This window comes from Citrobacter sp. Cf125 (assembly GCF_030333935.1).
Classification (GTDB): domain Bacteria; phylum Pseudomonadota; class Gammaproteobacteria; order Enterobacterales; family Enterobacteriaceae; genus Citrobacter; species Citrobacter freundii.
In genome coordinates, this window is the sequence record NZ_JAOWEY010000023.1 from 659,415 (window position 1) to 675,251 (window position 15,837).

The window sequence follows — 15,837 nt, forward strand, 5'->3', positions numbered from 1 at the left end:
AATTTACAGCACCCGCCACATCCCTCCTTTCGTCGAGCCAACGCGTTGCAGTTTGCCTTTTAGCTGCAACGCTTTCAGATAGCGTTCAACTGTTCGGGGTGAAATTTCACACTCATCAGCGATACTTTTGGCAGTTCTACCAGGCTGATTCGACAAGATTCGTAGAATGCGCTTTTCCATATCCAGTAAATCAGACGGCATTTCTTCCGACATTTCTTCCGACATTTCTTCCGACAGGGTCGATGATTGTCCTAATCCCTCTTGCAAAGCAGAGATAATGTTTTCCAGAATAAATTCTATAAATGGCGTGCAGCTGCTTTGCCGATCGCACACTCCTAGCACCTGGTAATAGCGATCCTGCTGGTAGTGGATCAGCGTTTCCACCGGCAACCAGGCTAATTCTGAACGCCACTCACTCAGGATTAATGTCTGCCACAATCGCCCCATCCGTCCATTGCCGTCGGCAAAAGGATGAATAAATTCGAACTCATAATGGAATACAGCACCCGCGATAAGCGGGTGAAGTTCTGTCGTTTTTAACCAGTCCAGTAAATCATTCATCAAGCGAAGAACTTGTGAGACCGGCGGGGCCATATGAATAAGCTGTTTTTCCCTGTAAACACCGACATTGCCAGATCGCAATTGGCCCGGGTTATCGACAAGCCCCATCATCAGGACTTGATGTGCCTGTAAAAGATCGGAGAGTTTTTCACTTTTCCACTCCGACATTTTTTCGTATGCCAGAATCGCATTTCTGACTTCCTGTATATCTTTAGCCGGAGCCAAAATACGCTTACCGTCCATCAGGGCTGTAACCTGATCCGTCGTCAACGAATTATGCTCAATCGCTAAAGAAGCCTGGATAGTACGAATACGGTTCTCTTTGCGCAAAAGAGGAGATATCCTGCCCGCCATCGCCGCCCAATGCCCCATCAGCTCACCAATCTCAATGACTTGATTGAGGATCAATGGCGTAACGGTAAAAGGCGGTTGGTAGGTGCTCACGTCTAGTCTCCCTGTTGTTCCAGTGCGTGCTTATACAGCGCATTCTTTTTCACGCCGTGGATTTCAGCGGCCAGCGCGGCGGCCTTTTTCAGCGGCAGTTCTGCCTGTAATAAAGCCAACGTACGCAGCGCATCGGCAGGGAGATCGTCTTCCTGCGCTTTATGCCCTTCGACAATCAGCACCATTTCACCTTTACGACGGTTTTCATCTTCCTTGACCCACGCAAGCAGTTCGCCGACCGGTGCGCCGTGAATGGTTTCCCAGGTTTTGGTCAGCTCGCGCGCCAGCACCACGTAACGGGATTCGCCCCAGACGGCAACCATGTCTTCCAGGCTATCCAGCAAGCGGTGGGTAGATTCATAAAAAATAAGCGTACGCGGCTCTGCCTCAATGGCTTTCATCGCATCACGACGCCCTTTCGATTTGGCAGGCAGAAAACCTTCATAGCAAAAGCGGTCTGAAGGCAAACCAGCAGCGCTCAGGGCAGCAATCGCCGCGCAAGGGCCCGGCAGAGGAACAACGCGGATCCCCGCTTCGCGACAGGTGCGCACCAGATGGTAGCCAGGATCGTTAATCAGCGGCGTTCCGGCATCGGAAACCAGCGCAATGTTTTGCCCTTCTTTGAGTTTCGCCACCAGCGTTTCCGCTTTTTGTTGCTCATTGTGATCGTGTAACGCGAACAAACGGGCGTTAATCGCGAAGTGTTGTAACAATAATCCTGTATGACGTGTGTCTTCAGCGGCAATCAAATCAACGGCTTGTAAAACTTCGAGCGCTCGTTGGGTAATATCAGCCAAATTTCCTATAGGAGTAGGTACAATAAAGAGTTGGCCTTGAGAATTATCCGCCGATTCGTGTTGTTTCATTGTGTCGTCCGTATTGCCGATTTAATATTGAGCATTGAGTAAAAAAATATCACTGGATACAGTATGGTACCCTCAACATTTTCTCGTTTGAAAGCCGCGCGCGCGCTACCAGTCATTCTGGCAGCACTGATTTTCGCAGGCTGTGGCACCCAGGCGCCAGACCAGAGTGCAGCCCATATGCAGGGCACTGCGCAGGCTGATTCCGGCTTTTATCTGCAACAAATGCAGCAAAGCTCAGATGATAGCAAGACCAACTGGCAATTACTCGCCATTCGTGCACTGCTGAAAGAAGGCAAGAGCCAGCAGGCTAGCGAGCTGTTCAACCAGTTGCCGCAGAAACTAAACGACACTCAGCGTCGTGAGCAGTCTCTGCTGGCCGTCGAGATCAAGCTCGCACAGAAAGATATCGCTGGCGCTCAGGCCCTGCTGGATAAACTCACTCCTGCCGATTTCGATCAAAACCAGCAGGCCAGATACTGGCAGGCGCAAATCGACGTCAACCAGGGTCGCCAATCGTTGACACTACTGCGCGCGCTGATCGCCCAGGAACCGCTACTGGCCGCGAATGCTAAGCAGAAAAACATCGATGCCACCTGGCAGGCGCTGTCATCCATGACCCAGGAGCAAGCACAGGCACTGGTCATCAATGCGGATGAAAACGTGCTGCAAGGCTGGTTAGATCTCCAGCGCGTCTGGTTCGATAACCGTAACGATCCAGACATGATGAAAGCGGGTATTGCTGACTGGCAGAAACGTTATCCGCAAAACCCGGGCGCAAAAATACTGCCAACGCAGTTGGTTAACGTCCAGAGCTTTAAGCCCGCCTCCACCAGCAAAATTGCGCTGCTGCTGCCGCTGAACGGTCAGGCCGCTGTATTTGGCCGGACTATTCAGCAAGGCTTTGAAGCGGCGAAAAATATGGGTACTCAACCCGTAGCGGCCCCTGCGGTAGCTGCGCCTGCTGCGGATACAACAGCTGCGACGACCACAGAACAGCCGCAAACGACTGACGGCGTTGCCAGCCCTTCTCAGGCGTCAGTAAGCGATCTGACCAACGAGGAGCCTGCACAGCCAGAAACTACAGCCCCACAGCCAACAGCGCCTGCACAACCAACCACCGCCAGCGCGCCGGCAAATCCGTCCGCAGAACTTAAAATCTACGACACTTCATCACAGCCTCTGAACCAAATCCTGACTCAGGTTCAACAGGATGGTGCCAGCATCGTGGTTGGCCCACTGCTGAAGAATAATGTTGAAGAGCTGATGAAAAGCAATACGCCATTAAACGTGCTGGCACTTAATCAGCCGGAGTCGGTGAAAAACCTGCCGAACGTCTGCTACTTCGCTTTGTCGCCAGAAGATGAAGCGCGCGACGCCGCGCGTCACATCCGCGATCAAGGTAAACAGACGCCGCTGTTGTTGATCCCTCGGAGTTCATTAGGCGATCGCGTTGCCAACGCCTTTGCACAGGAATGGCAAAAGCTGGGCGGTGGCGTAGTGTTGCAGCAGAAGTTTGGCTCTACCGCCGAGCTGAAAATGGGCGTCAACGGCGGCTCGGGAATTTCCCTGACGGGCAGCCCGGTGGCCTCCTCTGTACCTGCGCAACCTGGCGTGACGATTGGCGGCCTGACGATTCCGGCTGCGCCCACCGATGCGCAGATCACCGGCGGCAGCGGCCGTGTTGATGCCGTGTATATTCTGGCGACGCCGGAAGAAATTGCCTTTATTAAGCCGATGATCGCTATGCGTAACGGCAGCCAGAGCGGAGCGACGCTGTACGCCAGCTCCCGTAGCGCGCAGGGAACTGCTGGCCCGGATTTCCGTCTGGAGATGGAAGGCTTGCAGTACAGCGAAATACCGATGCTGGCAGGTGCTAACGCTCCTCTCATGCAGCAGGCGCTTGGCGCGGTTCGTAACGACTACTCACTGGCACGTATGTATGCGATGGGCGTCGATGCCTGGTCACTTGCCAACCACTTCTCGCAAATGCGTCAGGTACAGGGTTTCGAAATTAACGGCAACACCGGGACCTTAACCGCAACGCCGGATTGTGTGATTAACAGGAAGTTATCATGGCTCAAATACCAGCAAGGACAAGTCGTCCCCGCCAGTTAACGAGTAAACAGACCGGTGACGCGTGGGAATCCACCGCGCGTGACTGGCTGCAAAGCAAGGGACTGCATTTTATCGCCGCCAACGTGCGTGAACGTGGCGGCGAAATCGACCTGATAATGCGTGAAGGCAGCACCACCGTCTTTGTTGAAGTCCGCTATCGGCGCTCGGCCCAGTTTGGCGGCGCAGCGGCGAGTGTGACCCGGAGCAAACAACACAAATTATTACAGACCGCCCGCTTGTGGCTTGCGCGCCACAATGGGAGTTTTGATACTGTGGATTGCCGGTTCGATGTGTTAGCCTTCACCGGAAATGATGTTGAGTGGTTTAAGGACGCGTTCAACGACCGCTCATAGTTGAAGATTCAGAGCCTGGTTCTTAAGGATTAGCGTGTTAGATAGAATTAAAGTCTGCTTTACAGAAAGCATTCAAACTCAGATAGCTGCGGCTGAAGCACTTCCGGATGCGATCTCCCGTGCCGCCATGACGCTGGTTCAGTCCCTGCTCAATGGCAACAAAATTCTCTGTTGTGGTAATGGGACGTCCGCTGCCAACGCACAGCATTTTGCTGCCAGCATGATCAATCGTTTTGAAACAGAACGCCCAAGTTTACCTGCGATTGCACTAAACACTGATAATGTGGTCTTAACTGCGATTGCCAACGATCGCCTGCACGACGAAGTTTATGCAAAACAAGTCCGTGCGCTGGGACATGCAGGAGATGTTCTGCTGGCAATCTCTACGCGTGGTAATAGCCGCGATATCGTAAAAGCCGTTGAAGCCGCCGTGACACGCGACATGACAATCGTCGCGCTGACCGGGTATGACGGAGGGGAACTGGCCGGATTACTGGGGCCGCAGGATGTTGAAATCCGTATCCCCTCACACCACAGCGCCCGCGTTCAGGAAATGCACATGCTGACGGTCAACTGCCTTTGCGATCTCATCGATAACACGCTTTTCCCTCACCAGGATGATTAAGGAGTACACATGAAGGCATTTTCGCCGCTTGCTGTGATTATCGCTGCACTGCTGCTGCAAGGCTGTGTCGCTGCTGCCGTTGTCGGAACTGCTGCTGTCGGCACCAAAGCCGCGACGGATCCTCGCAGCGTCGGCACCCAGGTAGATGATGGAACCCTGGAATTACGCGTCAATACGGCGTTGTCGAAAGATGCCCAGCTCAAGAAAGAAGCGCGAATCAACGTGAGCGCATATCAGGGTAAAGTGCTGCTGGTCGGTCAGTCGCCAAATAGCGAACTGTCTGCACGAGCAAAACAGATTGCGATGGGCGTAGAAGGTACGACTGAGGTCTTTAATGAGATCCGTCAGGGCCAGCCAATCGGTCTGGGCGATGCGTCCAACGATACCTGGATAACCACCAAAGTACGTTCCCAGTTACTGACCAGCGATCAGGTGAAATCCTCTAACGTGAAAGTCACGACCGAGAATGGAGAAGTGTTCCTGTTAGGTCTGGTGACCGAACGCGAAGCGAAGGCGGCGGCAGACATCGCCAGCCGGGTAAGCGGCGTGAAACGCGTCACGACGGCCTTTACGTTTATTAAGTAATACTGATGCCGGATAGCGACGCCTGAGCGTCTTATCCGGCCTACAGGACGTTATCGTTTGTAGGTCGGATAAGCGTCAGCGCCATCCGGCATTTTATTTAGCCCTTTCGCGTAACTCGGAAGAGGTCAGGATCGAAACCCCTTCATGCCCAGGCGCCAGCGCTTCTGCCAACATTGCCCGCGCAACATCGCGCGCTTCAATCGACTTCCAGTTACCCGGCAGCAGCCTGAACAACGGCGCTAAAAACATCTCATTCGCCCGCTGTTTGTCCCTATCACCCAGTAGCATTGAAGGCCGGGCAATGGTCAGCCGAGGCCAATTCTGCGCAATCAGCGCCTGCTCCATTTCACCTTTAACCCGGTTATAAAAAAACGGTGAATTGGCATTAGCGCCCATCGAACTCACCACCAGCATATGCTGTGCCCCCAGCCGACGCCCCGTCAGAGCTGTATCCACTACCAGCGTATAGTCAGCGTGGATAAATGCTTCTTTGCTGCCCGCTTCACGTCGGGTCGTTCCCAGACAACAAAAGACAATATCGACCGGATCGGTAACCTGCGCCAGAGCATCGGTTAGCTGCGGATCGTGGGGATTATAGATGCCAACCGTATCAGCCAGCGGTCGACGCGTCGGCACCGTAATGGCATTGATCCGGGGTTCATTCAGTAGCATCCGCAATAAATGTCCACCCACCAGACCCGTTGCACCGGTTATTAACACCTGACTCATCGTTTATTTTCCCCTGACGCTTCAATCACTCTTTTAACTATAGATCACGTAGCCAGTGCATCTTTTTACCGAAGCCCAGCGTGTTGTCCGTGAATTTGACTTCATCCAGTCGAATCTCCCACACGGGCGCTGGCAACATTCTGGCGACAGGGAAACGGCGGTTGTAGGCGTTACGCGCGGCTTCACTCTCCAGCCCTTCAAGACGGCGAATCTCACCCTTAAACTGCACGCCACGAATCAGGGCGACCGTTTTGGGCTGCCCATTTACCGTGCCGGCAATCGGCGCGCGCGGCCCGGACATTTGCGCATGGCGCGTTTTATCTTCGGTCAGCACATAGAATGCCATCTTCTGCGCATCAAACAGGTAAAACGCATTGGCGCACCACAATTCACCTTCATGGTGTACGCACCAGGTCACGACGTGCTGTTTTGCCAGCCAGCGAGACACCGCAGTCAGTGTTTCCATTTGTGTTCTCTTTTATACTGTAGGTCTGAAAATTATCACGTCGATGGTGACAATGACACCCTGGTATCTGTACCTGATCCGTACCGCTGACAACGCCTTATACACCGGAATAACCACCGATGTGCAGCGCCGCTATAAGCAGCATCAAAGTGGGAAAGGCGCGAAGGCGCTACGTGGAAAGGGGGAACTCACGTTGGCATTTGCGGCGCAAGTTGGCGACCGTTCGCTGGCCCTGCGCATAGAGTATCGCGTCAAACAGCTCACAAAGCGTCAGAAAGAGCGCCTTGTAGAAGGCGAAGGGCTTGAGGCTCTACTGAGCAGCCTGCAAGCCCCGGATGTTAAAAACGATTGAAGTGGTCGTGGTATTCCACCAGGCCCGTCACGCCCTCCAGCGCATCGTCCGCCAGGCGATGAACCTGGAACGCGCTTTCGGTGCCCGGCCAGCGGCAACGCAGGTCATGATGCGCTGCCAGCTCAAAGCCAAAGCGGCTGTACAATGCCGGATCGCCCAGCGTAACCACCGCGGCGTAGCCAAACTCGTTCAGGGAATCGAGTCCTTCATAGACCAGTTGACGCGCCAGGCCCTGCCCCCGGTAGTTTTCATCCACCGCAAGCGGCGCCATGCCGACCCATTGCAGATCTTCACCCTGAACATCGACAGGACTGAACGCGACGTAACCCACTACCTGACCTTCATCATCGGTAGCAACCAAACCCAACGTTAAGAAACCATCTTCACGCAGGTCGTGGACTAATTTTGCTTCCGCATCGCTCTCAAATGAACGGCGCAGCAACGCATCAATACCAGGGGCATCAATGGGAATCTCAACTCGAATCAGCATGGCTCACCTACCGAGGTCTGTTTGGTTTCTGGCGACGTTTTCATCCCCGCCTCAACAAAATCCGCCAACTGCATCAGCATGACGCGCAACGCTTTAGGCATCTGCTCCAGTTCGATGGCATCCATCAGATTTTTTACGTATAGCCCTAATTCTGTATCACCTTCAATCACCAGGCGACGCTGGAAGAAAAGCGTATCCGGATCCTGCTTGCGGGCCACGATCATCAGGAGATCGCTGGCATCGGCGCTAAAACTCACATCCGCATCTGCATTCTGGCTGACGATAAGTTTATCGTTCTCAACAGAGGTATACCATTTGAGGTCAATGTCACGCACATGAATGCTCAGCCAGCGACCTTCGAGAAACTCCAGCTCCCCATCGGCCAGCGCCTGACTAAACTGCCAGCTCAGGACCTGCTCCAGAACCTGGCGCTTCAGCGCAAAGGGCGTCAGTTTAACCGGTACACTCATCAGAGAAGGACCTAAATGTACTAAGCGTGAACGCAGTTTATCCAACACGAGCTTTACTCCCTGTTTCAATAGTCCTGCTATTTTGCCATATCAAATAAACGACATAGCGGCATAAATCAACAATTCGCTACGAAATTGTTACCTCTTTATTGGTGTCACCAATACGACTTTAACTGCCTCAAATCAAAAATTGTCTCAGCAAGGTTAACTAAAATCCCTCTTCGTTAACATTTCTGCGCCCTACATGGCGCAACGTTCAGGATAAATTATGGAGCTGCTCTGCCCTGCCGGAAACCTCCCGGCGCTTAAGGCGGCCATCGAGAACGGCGCTGATGCTGTCTACATCGGGCTGAAAGATGATACCAACGCCCGTCATTTCGCCGGCCTTAATTTTACCGAGAAAAAATTGCAGGAAGCGGTGAGTTTCGTTCATCAACATCGCCGTAAGCTGCACATTGCGATTAACACCTTTGCGCACCCGGATGGTTACGCACGCTGGCAGCGTGCCGTTGATATGGCAGCGCAACTGGGTGCAGACGCGCTGATCCTCGCCGACCTCGCCATGCTTGAGTATGCCGCAGAGCGCTACCCGCATATTGAGCGCCATGTCTCTGTTCAGGCATCTGCAACCAATGAAGAGGCGATTAATTTCTACCATCGCAACTTTGACGTCGCCCGCGTGGTTCTGCCGCGCGTGCTGTCTATTCATCAGGTGAAGCAACTTGCTCGCGTCACACCAGTTCCCCTGGAAGTGTTCGCCTTTGGCAGCTTGTGCATTATGGCGGAAGGCCGTTGCTATCTTTCGTCTTACCTGACAGGCGAATCTCCTAATACCGTCGGTGCCTGCTCCCCTGCCCGTTTTGTGCGCTGGCAGCAGACCCCACAGGGTCTGGAATCTCGCCTGAACGAAGTGCTGATTGATCGCTACCAGGATGGCGAAAACGCCGGGTATCCAACGCTGTGTAAAGGGCGCTACCTGGTGGATGGCGAGCGCTACCATGCGCTGGAAGAACCCACCAGCCTCAACACGCTCGAACTGCTGCCGGAACTGCTGGCTGCCAATATTGCCTCGGTGAAAATCGAAGGTCGCCAGCGCAGCCCGGCTTACGTTAGCCAGGTGGCGAAAGTGTGGCGTCAGGCAATCGACCGCTGTATGGCCGACCCGCAAAACTACGTCCCGCAGGCCGCGTGGATGGAAACGCTCGGTTCAATGTCCGAAGGCACGCAGACCACGCTTGGCGCGTATCACCGTAAATGGCAGTGAGAAAAGCAATGAAATATTCATTAGGACCCGTGCTCTACTACTGGTCGAAAGAAACGCTGGAAGATTTTTACCAGCAGGCCGCCGCCAGTCATGCTGACGTTATCTATCTTGGCGAAGCGGTATGCAGCAAACGCCGTGCGACCAAAGTGGGCGACTGGCTGGATATGGCGAAGTCTCTCGCCGGTAGCGGTAAGCAGGTGGTGCTGTCGACGCTGGCGCTGGTGCAGGCTTCCTCTGAACTGGGAGAGCTGAAGCGCTATGTCGAAAACGGCGACTTCCTGTTGGAAGCCAGCGATCTCGGCGTGGTGAATATGTGCGCCGAGCGTAAGCTGCCGTTTGTCGCCGGGCACGCGCTCAACTGCTACAACGCCGTCACGCTGCGTATTCTGCTCAAGCAGGGCATGGTGCGCTGGTGTATGCCGGTTGAGCTGTCGCGCGACTGGCTGGTGAACCTGCTCAACCAGTGCGACGAACTGGGTATTCGCGACCAGTTTGAAACCGAAGTGCTGAGTTATGGGCATTTACCGCTGGCCTACTCTGCCCGCTGCTTTACCGCACGTTCCGAAGATAAGCCTAAAGACGAGTGCGAAACCTGCTGCATTAAATATCCCAACGGGCGTGATGTGCTGTCGCAGGAGAATCAGCAGGTCTTTGTGCTCAACGGGATCCAGACCATGAGCGGCTATGTCTACAACCTCGGTAACGAGCTGACATCCATGCAGGGGCTGGTTGATATTGTGCGCCTTTCCCCGCTGGGGACAGAGACATTCGCCATGCTTGACGCCTTCCGTGCCAATGAAAATGGCAGTGCTCCATTACCGCTTGCCGCCCACAGTGACTGCAACGGCTATTGGAAGCGACTGGCTGGTCTGGAGCTGCAGGCGTAAAAAAGCTCACTTTGTTAACAACGGTAATCAAATTTTAATGCAGTATTAAAAGATTAACCGGTAACAAAGTGAGCCGTTATGACTGACAAAACTATTCCGTTCTCGGTGCTGGATCTGGCGCCGATCCCTGAAGGTTCTTCGGCAAAAGAGGCCTTCACGCACTCGCTTGATCTCGCCCGACTGGCCGAAAAGCGCGGCTACCACCGCTACTGGCTGGCAGAACATCACAACATGGTCGGTATCGCCAGCGCGGCAACTTCAGTGCTGATTGGCTATCTGGCTGCCAATACCACCACGCTGCATCTCGGTTCCGGTGGCGTTATGCTGCCCAACCATTCGCCGCTGGTGATCGCCGAGCAGTTCGGTACCCTGAATACGCTGTATCCGGGACGCATCGATCTTGGGCTTGGCCGCGCGCCGGGGAGCGATCAGCCAACGATGCGTGCGCTGCGCCGCCATATGAGCGGTGATATCGATAACTTCCCACGCGACGTCGCTGAACTGGTGGACTGGTTCGACGCCCGCGATCCTAACCCCCATGTACGCCCGGTTCCCGGCTACGGCGAGCAGATCCCGGTCTGGTTATTAGGCTCCAGCCTGTACAGCGCACAGTTGGCGGCCCAGCTCGGCCTGCCGTTTGCCTTCGCCTCGCATTTTGCTCCGGATATGCTGCATCAGGCGCTGCATCTGTATCGCACCCAGTTCAAACCCTCAGCGCGGCTGGCAAAGCCGTATGCAATGGTGTGCATCAACATCATTGCCGCTGACAGCAATCGCGACGCCGAGTTTCTTTTCACCTCGATGCAGCAGGCGTTTATGAAACTGCGTCGTGGCGAAACGGGCCAGCTACCACCGCCGGTAGAGAATATGCATCAGCTGTGGTCCGCTTCAGAACAGTACGGCGTACAACAGGCGCTGAGCATGTCGCTGGTTGGTGATAAGGCAAAAGTGCGTCACGGTCTTGATGCCATTTTGCGTGAAACCCAGGCCGATGAAATTATGGTTAACGGCCAGATTTTTGATCATCAGGCACGTCTACATTCGTTTGATTTGGCGATGGATGTGAAGCAGGAATTGTTGGGGTAGCGCGGTTTGTGCCTGATGGCGGCTACGCCTTATCCGGCCTACACGGTACTGTAGGCCCGGTAAGCGTAGCGCTACCGGGCAACGGTTTTACTGATAGACCGGTAACAGATCCACGCTCGACAGAATATGGATAACCGCGTTGCCGATACCGAACACCAGGATCAGCGCAATCATCGGCTTACCGCCCCAGACACGGAATTTCGGGCTACCGAAACGCTCGCGGGATTTACGGGCCAGCAGCGCCGGAACAATGGCAGCCCATATGGTTGCTGCGAGTCCTGCATAGCCGATGGCGTACAGGAAACCGTTCGGCCATAGCAGGCCACCGATAATTGGCGGGACAAACGTCAGCAATGCCGTTTTGAAACGTCCCACTGCTGAGTCATCAAAGCCAAACAGATCCGCCAGATAGTCAAACAGACCGAGCGTAACGCCGAGGAATGAACTCGCCACCGCAAAGTTAGAGAACACCACCAGCAGCAGATCCAGACTGCGGCTGTTTAGTACGCCGCTCAGCGCCTGTACCAGCACATCAATGTTACCGCCCTGTTGCGCGATACCGATAAACTCTGGACGCGGAATGTTGCCCATCGTTCCCAGCAACCATACGGTATACAGCACCAGCGCCAGCAGCGTGCCGTACACCAGACACTTAACGATGGTCTTCGGATCTTTGCCGTAGTACTTCATCAGGCTCGGGACGTTGCCGTGATAGCCGAATGAAGCCAGACAAAACGGCAGCGTCATCAGCAGGTACGGCGTATACGAAGCGTTGCTCTGCGCCACGTTAAACAGTGTTGCGGGCTGCACGTGCCCCAGCAGACTGCCGAAGGTCAGGAAAAAGGTAATCACCTTTGCGCCCAGCACAATCGCCGTCATGCGGCTAACCGCTTTGGTGCTTAACCACACCACAAATGCCACCAGCAGCGCAAAGCCAAGACCTGCCGCGCGCGCCGGAACATTCAGCGACATCTCGGAGAAGGTGTGATGCAGAATCGACCCGCTCGCTGAGATATAGGCGTAAGTCAGGATATAGAGAACGAAGGCGATCGAGATGCCGTTCACTACGTTCCAACCTTTACCCAGCAGATCTTTCGTGATGGTGTCAAAACTGGAGCCAATGCGGTAATTGAGGTTAGCTTCAAGGATCATCAGCCCGGAGTGCAGCATGCAGAACCAGGTGAAGATCAGCGCCGCCATTGACCAGAAAAACCACGCCCCGGACATGACCACTGGCAGAGAAAACATCCCCGCGCCAATAATGGTGCCGCCGATAATCACCACGCCGCCGAGCAGCGAAGGTGACGTTTGGGTGGTGGTTAGTGTTGCCATTTAGCCATCTCTCCAGTCATTTATATTGTGACTACATCTCAATGTGCTGCACTGTACCAGTACACGAGTACAAATGAAATAAAAAAAGCCCCGATTGTTGAGATCGGGGCTGTATATATTACTTTACGCAGCGAAACTTATGCGTCACCGCCGAAACGACGACGACCAGCGGAGTCATCACGACGCGGTGCAGAAGAATCGTCACGACGCGGACCACGGTTGCCTTCACGACGTTCGCCGCTAAAACGACGACCATCGCCACGACCGCCTTCACGACGTTCACCGCTAAAGCCACGACCTTCACCGCGACCACCTTCACGACGCTCGCCGCTGAAACGGCCACCACCACGACGCTCACCACCGGTGTGCGGAACTGCATCGCCAACCAACTGCATGTTCATCGGCTTGTTCAGGATACGAGTACGGGTAAAGTGCTGCAGCACGTCGCCCGGCATACCTTTCGGCAGCTCGATGGTGGAGTGGGAAGCAAACAGCTTGATGTTACCGATGTAACGGCTGCTGATATCGCCTTCGTTAGCAATCGCGCCAACGATATGACGAACTTCAACACCGTCATCACGGCCCACTTCAATGCGGTACAGCTGCATGTCACCAACGTCACGACGTTCACGACGCGGACGATCTTCACCACCACGGTCATTACGGTCACGAGGGCCACGATCGTTACGATCGCGCGGACCACGGTCATCACGATCGCGGAATTCGCGTTTCGGACGCATTGGTGCATCTGGCGGCAGGATCAGCGGACGTTCGCCCTGAGCCATTTTCAGCAGTGCGGCTGCCAGCGTTTCGATATCCAGCTCTTCTTCCGGCTGCATTTTCGCCAGCAGAGCACGGTACTGATCCAGATCGCTGCTTTCCAGCTGCTGCTGTACTTTAGCGGCGAATTTTTCCAGACGGCGTTTGCCCAGCAGTTCTGCGTTCGGCAGTTCTACTTCCGGAATCGTCAGCTTCATGGTGCGTTCGATGTTACGCAGCAGACGACGCTCACGGTTCTCAACGAACAGCAGCGCACGGCCAGCACGACCCGCACGACCGGTACGGCCGATACGGTGAACGTAAGACTCGGAATCCATCGGGATGTCGTAGTTAACAACCAGGCTGATACGCTCAACGTCCAGGCCACGGGCCGCAACGTCGGTAGCAATCAGGATATCCAGGCGGCCATCTTTCAGACGTTCCAGAGTCTGCTCACGCAGGGACTGGTTCATGTCGCCGTTCAGTGCAGCGCTGCTATAACCGCTACGCTCCAGCGCTTCTGCCACTTCCAGAGTCGCATTTTTGGTACGAACGAAGATAATCGCCGCATCAAAATCTTCTGCTTCCAGGAAACGCACCAGCGCTTCATTTTTACGCATGCCCCACACAGTCCAGTAGCTCTGGCTGATGTCAGGACGCGTGGTAACGCTGGACTGAATGCGTACTTCCTGCGGCTCTTTCATAAAGCGACGGGTAATACGACGAATCGCTTCCGGCATGGTTGCAGAGAACAGAGCGGTCTGATGACCTTCCGGGATCTGCGCCATGATGGTTTCAACGTCTTCGATGAAGCCCATACGCAGCATTTCGTCAGCTTCGTCCAGTACCAGACCGCTCAGTTTGGAGAGGTCCAGAGTACCGCGCTTCAGGTGATCCAGCAGACGGCCCGGCGTACCGACGACGATCTGTGGTCCCTGACGCAGGGCACGTAATTGCACGTCATAACGCTGGCCGCCGTACAGGGCAACCACATTCACGCCGCGCATGTGTTTAGAGAAATCCGTCATGGCTTCTGCTACCTGAACCGCCAGTTCGCGGGTCGGTGCCAGCACCAGAATCTGAGGTGCCTTCAGCTCAGGATCAAGATTGTTGAGCAGCGGTAAAGAGAACGCTGCAGTTTTGCCGCTACCTGTCTGGGCCATACCCAGAACATCGCGGCCGCCCAGCAGATGCGGAATGCACTCTGCCTGGATTGGAGATGGTTTTTCGTAACCCAGATCGTTAAGGGCTTCAAGGATAGGAGCCTTCAGGCCCAGATCTGCAAAAGTGGTTTCGAATTCAGCCATGTAGTACGTGTGCCTCAAAATTAATGGCGGCCAGTCTACATAACTCATCATGAAATTGATCTGCAATTTTCATTGAAAAGTGTGAACCGGCTCAAAGTAGGTGTATTAACGAACAACAACGCCCTCACCCGTGAAGGTGATGGCAATCAAAAAAGATTACGGGCTGATGTGTACGTCAGCTATTGCTGGTCCGATTCTGCCAGGTCATCTTGGTCCTGGCCCAGGAGCGATAATTCCAACAATGCGTATCGGTGCTCAACAAAGTTATGAACGTTGTTAGCCACCGCCAGTTTGAACAATGCCGTAGCGTTGTCCAAATCCCCCAGACTTAGGTAGTACTTACCTAAATAGAAGTTGGTTTCACTGAGATGCTCAGCGAGCGAGGTGTTATCCGTTGCGTCCGCCTTCAGGCGTTCCATCAGCGTTGCTTCGCTAATGTTGCCCAGGTAGAACTCGACAATGTTCCATCCCCATTGCTCTTTATCCGATTTCTCAAAGCGTTGCTTCAACGCTTCTTTAGCCTGCTTCTCATCGAGCTTCTGCTCGGCGAGATAAAGCCACAGACTACGGAAAGGATCATTGGGATCGTCTTGATAAAACGCTAGCAGATCATCTTGCGCTAACTTGTCGCGACCGCCGTAATACAATGCGATACCGCGATTTAAGTGCGCGTAGTTGTAAGTTGGATCAAGCTCAAGTACAGAATCAAACGCTTCATAGGCAGCATCAAAATTGCCTGCCTGCGTTAAATATATACCTAAGTAATTGAATACTTCAGGCATATCTGGTCGGATTGCCAGCGCTTGTGAAAAATCATTTCGCGCCAGTGCCCTCAGACCGAGACTATCATACAACACTCCGCGCTCATATAAAAGCTGTGCGCGTTCGTCATCGGTTAAAGCCCGACTGGCAAGAATTTGTTCCATACGTGCCAGAATCACTTCCTGCTGCAAAGTCGGTTGCAATGGTACTGCGAGGACTTCACTCTTTCGCCAGGCGGAATTACTGCATCCAGCCAGCGTGAGTGCTGTCGCAACGAAACACCAGCGCAAAAAAGGCTTCATTTCCCACTCCCGAAGACAACGATTGAATGAACGTCCAGGTTCCCCGGTTGCTAACAAGGCATCCTGCCGGGTTAAAGGCCCT

18 protein-coding genes are annotated in these 15,837 nt (G+C 54.1%); 8 read left to right on the top strand and 10 right to left on the bottom strand.

All coding sequences use genetic code 11. The features are described from left to right. Positions 1–3 precede the first annotated feature (3 nt). On the bottom strand, positions 4–1,005 hold the full coding sequence (locus OGV89_RS13630; protein ID WP_121540481.1) for a Fic family protein: 1,002 nt from the start codon (positions 1,003–1,005) through the stop codon (positions 4–6). A 2-nt stretch (positions 1,006–1,007) separates the two neighbouring features. Next, positions 1,008–1,871, bottom strand: coding sequence for a 16S rRNA (cytidine(1402)-2'-O)-methyltransferase (gene rsmI, locus OGV89_RS13635; RefSeq protein ID WP_115489295.1), 864 nt, complete (start codon positions 1,869–1,871; stop codon positions 1,008–1,010). Positions 1,872–1,934: 63 nt separating this feature from the next. On the opposite strand from rsmI, the gene OGV89_RS13640 reads away from it, so the two are divergent. Genes OGV89_RS13640 through dolP form a run of 4 tightly spaced genes read left to right on the top strand, consistent with a single transcriptional unit; the run spans position 1,935 to position 5,549 of the window. Beyond that, a complete protein-coding gene (locus OGV89_RS13640; protein ID WP_121540482.1) occupies positions 1,935–3,986 on the top strand; it encodes a penicillin-binding protein activator in 2,052 nt (683 codons plus the stop codon). After that, the gene (locus tag OGV89_RS13645; RefSeq protein ID WP_003024946.1) at positions 3,944–4,339 is read left to right on the top strand and encodes a YraN family protein; all 396 of its coding nucleotides are present in this window, start codon (positions 3,944–3,946) and stop codon (positions 4,337–4,339) included. Before OGV89_RS13640 ends, OGV89_RS13645 begins: the two co-directional genes overlap by 43 nt. A gap of 34 nt (positions 4,340–4,373) precedes the next feature. Then, entirely contained in the window at positions 4,374–4,964 is a 591-nt protein-coding gene (gene diaA, locus OGV89_RS13650; RefSeq protein WP_003024948.1) for a DnaA initiator-associating protein DiaA, read from the top strand. Positions 4,965–4,973: 9 nt separating this feature from the next. After that, positions 4,974–5,549 carry a division/outer membrane stress-associated lipid-binding lipoprotein gene (gene dolP / locus OGV89_RS13655; protein WP_121540483.1) on the top strand — a complete coding sequence of 192 codons (576 nt, stop codon included), beginning with the start codon at positions 4,974–4,976 and terminating at the stop codon, positions 5,547–5,549. A gap of 93 nt (positions 5,550–5,642) precedes the next feature. Here the strand turns inward: dolP and OGV89_RS13660 are convergent, their stop codons facing one another. Both OGV89_RS13660 and OGV89_RS13665 read right to left on the bottom strand, forming a co-directional pair. Then, complete coding sequence (locus OGV89_RS13660) at positions 5,643–6,278, bottom strand: NAD-dependent epimerase/dehydratase family protein (RefSeq protein WP_121540484.1); 636 nt, start codon at positions 6,276–6,278, stop codon at positions 5,643–5,645. A 37-nt stretch (positions 6,279–6,315) separates the two neighbouring features. Beyond that, positions 6,316–6,744: a YhbP family protein gene (locus tag OGV89_RS13665; RefSeq protein ID WP_044714511.1), complete on the bottom strand. Its 429-nt coding sequence runs from the start codon at positions 6,742–6,744 to the stop codon at positions 6,316–6,318. Between the two features lie 43 nt (positions 6,745–6,787). On the opposite strand from OGV89_RS13665, the gene OGV89_RS13670 reads away from it, so the two are divergent. Beyond that, positions 6,788–7,096: a GIY-YIG nuclease family protein gene (locus tag OGV89_RS13670; RefSeq protein WP_088169154.1), complete on the top strand. Its 309-nt coding sequence runs from the start codon at positions 6,788–6,790 to the stop codon at positions 7,094–7,096. Here OGV89_RS13670 and OGV89_RS13675 read toward each other — a convergent pair. Both OGV89_RS13675 and ubiT read right to left on the bottom strand, forming a co-directional pair. Then, positions 7,083–7,586, bottom strand: a complete 504-nt coding sequence (locus OGV89_RS13675) for a GNAT family N-acetyltransferase (protein ID WP_003024966.1) — start codon at positions 7,584–7,586, stop codon at positions 7,083–7,085. The two genes, OGV89_RS13670 and OGV89_RS13675, sit on opposite strands and share 14 nt — an antisense overlap. Then, positions 7,580–8,104, bottom strand: a complete 525-nt coding sequence (ubiT, locus tag OGV89_RS13680) for a ubiquinone anaerobic biosynthesis accessory factor UbiT (RefSeq protein ID WP_003024968.1) — start codon at positions 8,102–8,104, stop codon at positions 7,580–7,582. The genes OGV89_RS13675 and ubiT overlap by 7 nt, the downstream gene beginning before the upstream one ends. 220 nt (positions 8,105–8,324) lie before the next feature. Here ubiT and ubiU point away from each other — a divergent pair, with 220 nt between their 5' ends. The 3 genes from ubiU to OGV89_RS13695 all read left to right on the top strand — a co-directional run bounded on the left by ubiU (position 8,325) and on the right by OGV89_RS13695 (position 11,293). Further along, complete coding sequence (gene ubiU / locus OGV89_RS13685; RefSeq protein WP_003839981.1) at positions 8,325–9,320, top strand: ubiquinone anaerobic biosynthesis protein UbiU; 996 nt, start codon at positions 8,325–8,327, stop codon at positions 9,318–9,320. A gap of 8 nt (positions 9,321–9,328) precedes the next feature. Continuing rightward, positions 9,329–10,207 carry a U32 family peptidase gene (locus OGV89_RS13690; RefSeq protein WP_003844853.1) on the top strand — a complete coding sequence of 293 codons (879 nt, stop codon included), beginning with the start codon at positions 9,329–9,331 and terminating at the stop codon, positions 10,205–10,207. A gap of 78 nt (positions 10,208–10,285) precedes the next feature. Next, positions 10,286–11,293: a luciferase-like monooxygenase gene (locus tag OGV89_RS13695; RefSeq protein WP_032950308.1), complete on the top strand. Its 1,008-nt coding sequence runs from the start codon at positions 10,286–10,288 to the stop codon at positions 11,291–11,293. A gap of 87 nt (positions 11,294–11,380) precedes the next feature. Here the strand turns inward: OGV89_RS13695 and mtr are convergent, their stop codons facing one another. The 4 genes from mtr to nlpI form a co-directional block, all read right to left on the bottom strand. After that, on the bottom strand, positions 11,381–12,625 hold the full coding sequence (gene mtr / locus OGV89_RS13700) for a tryptophan permease (RefSeq protein WP_016151047.1): 1,245 nt from the start codon (positions 12,623–12,625) through the stop codon (positions 11,381–11,383). 137 nt (positions 12,626–12,762) lie between these two features. Next, complete coding sequence (locus OGV89_RS13705) at positions 12,763–14,691, bottom strand: DEAD/DEAH family ATP-dependent RNA helicase (RefSeq protein ID WP_003839970.1); 1,929 nt, start codon at positions 14,689–14,691, stop codon at positions 12,763–12,765. Next, entirely contained in the window at positions 14,684–14,764 is an 81-nt protein-coding gene (gene yrbN, locus OGV89_RS13710; RefSeq protein WP_010723222.1) for a protein YrbN, read from the bottom strand. Before yrbN ends, OGV89_RS13705 begins: the two co-directional genes overlap by 8 nt. A gap of 106 nt (positions 14,765–14,870) precedes the next feature. Then, positions 14,871–15,755: a lipoprotein NlpI gene (gene nlpI / locus OGV89_RS13715; protein WP_003024982.1), complete on the bottom strand. Its 885-nt coding sequence runs from the start codon at positions 15,753–15,755 to the stop codon at positions 14,871–14,873. Positions 15,756–15,837 lie beyond the last annotated feature (82 nt).

Bases quoted from the DNA above. Each gene is read 5' to 3' on its own strand.
- OGV89_RS13690 (WP_003844853.1), top strand. From the start codon at position 9,329: ATGAAATATTCATTAGGACCCGTGCTCTACTACTGGTCGAAAGAAACG.
- OGV89_RS13640 (WP_121540482.1), top strand. From the start codon at position 1,935: ATGGTACCCTCAACATTTTCTCGTTTGAAAGCCGCGCGCGCGCTACCA.
- yrbN (WP_010723222.1), bottom strand. From the start codon at position 14,764: ATGAAAATTGCAGATCAATTTCATGATGAGTTATGTAGACTGGCCGCC.
- OGV89_RS13660 (WP_121540484.1), bottom strand. From the start codon at position 6,278: ATGAGTCAGGTGTTAATAACCGGTGCAACGGGTCTGGTGGGTGGACAT.
- OGV89_RS13675 (WP_003024966.1), bottom strand. From the start codon at position 7,586: ATGCTGATTCGAGTTGAGATTCCCATTGATGCCCCTGGTATTGATGCG.
- mtr (WP_016151047.1), bottom strand. From the start codon at position 12,625: ATGGCAACACTAACCACCACCCAAACGTCACCTTCGCTGCTCGGCGGC.
- OGV89_RS13645 (WP_003024946.1), top strand. From the start codon at position 3,944: ATGGCTCAAATACCAGCAAGGACAAGTCGTCCCCGCCAGTTAACGAGT.
- OGV89_RS13705 (WP_003839970.1), bottom strand. From the start codon at position 14,691: ATGGCTGAATTCGAAACCACTTTTGCAGATCTGGGCCTGAAGGCTCCT.
- dolP (WP_121540483.1), top strand. From the start codon at position 4,974: ATGAAGGCATTTTCGCCGCTTGCTGTGATTATCGCTGCACTGCTGCTG.
- OGV89_RS13665 (WP_044714511.1), bottom strand. From the start codon at position 6,744: ATGGAAACACTGACTGCGGTGTCTCGCTGGCTGGCAAAACAGCACGTC.
- ubiU (WP_003839981.1), top strand. From the start codon at position 8,325: ATGGAGCTGCTCTGCCCTGCCGGAAACCTCCCGGCGCTTAAGGCGGCC.
- nlpI (WP_003024982.1), bottom strand. From the start codon at position 15,755: ATGAAGCCTTTTTTGCGCTGGTGTTTCGTTGCGACAGCACTCACGCTG.
- rsmI (WP_115489295.1), bottom strand. From the start codon at position 1,871: ATGAAACAACACGAATCGGCGGATAATTCTCAAGGCCAACTCTTTATT.
- OGV89_RS13670 (WP_088169154.1), top strand. From the start codon at position 6,788: ATGGTGACAATGACACCCTGGTATCTGTACCTGATCCGTACCGCTGAC.
- OGV89_RS13695 (WP_032950308.1), top strand. From the start codon at position 10,286: ATGACTGACAAAACTATTCCGTTCTCGGTGCTGGATCTGGCGCCGATC.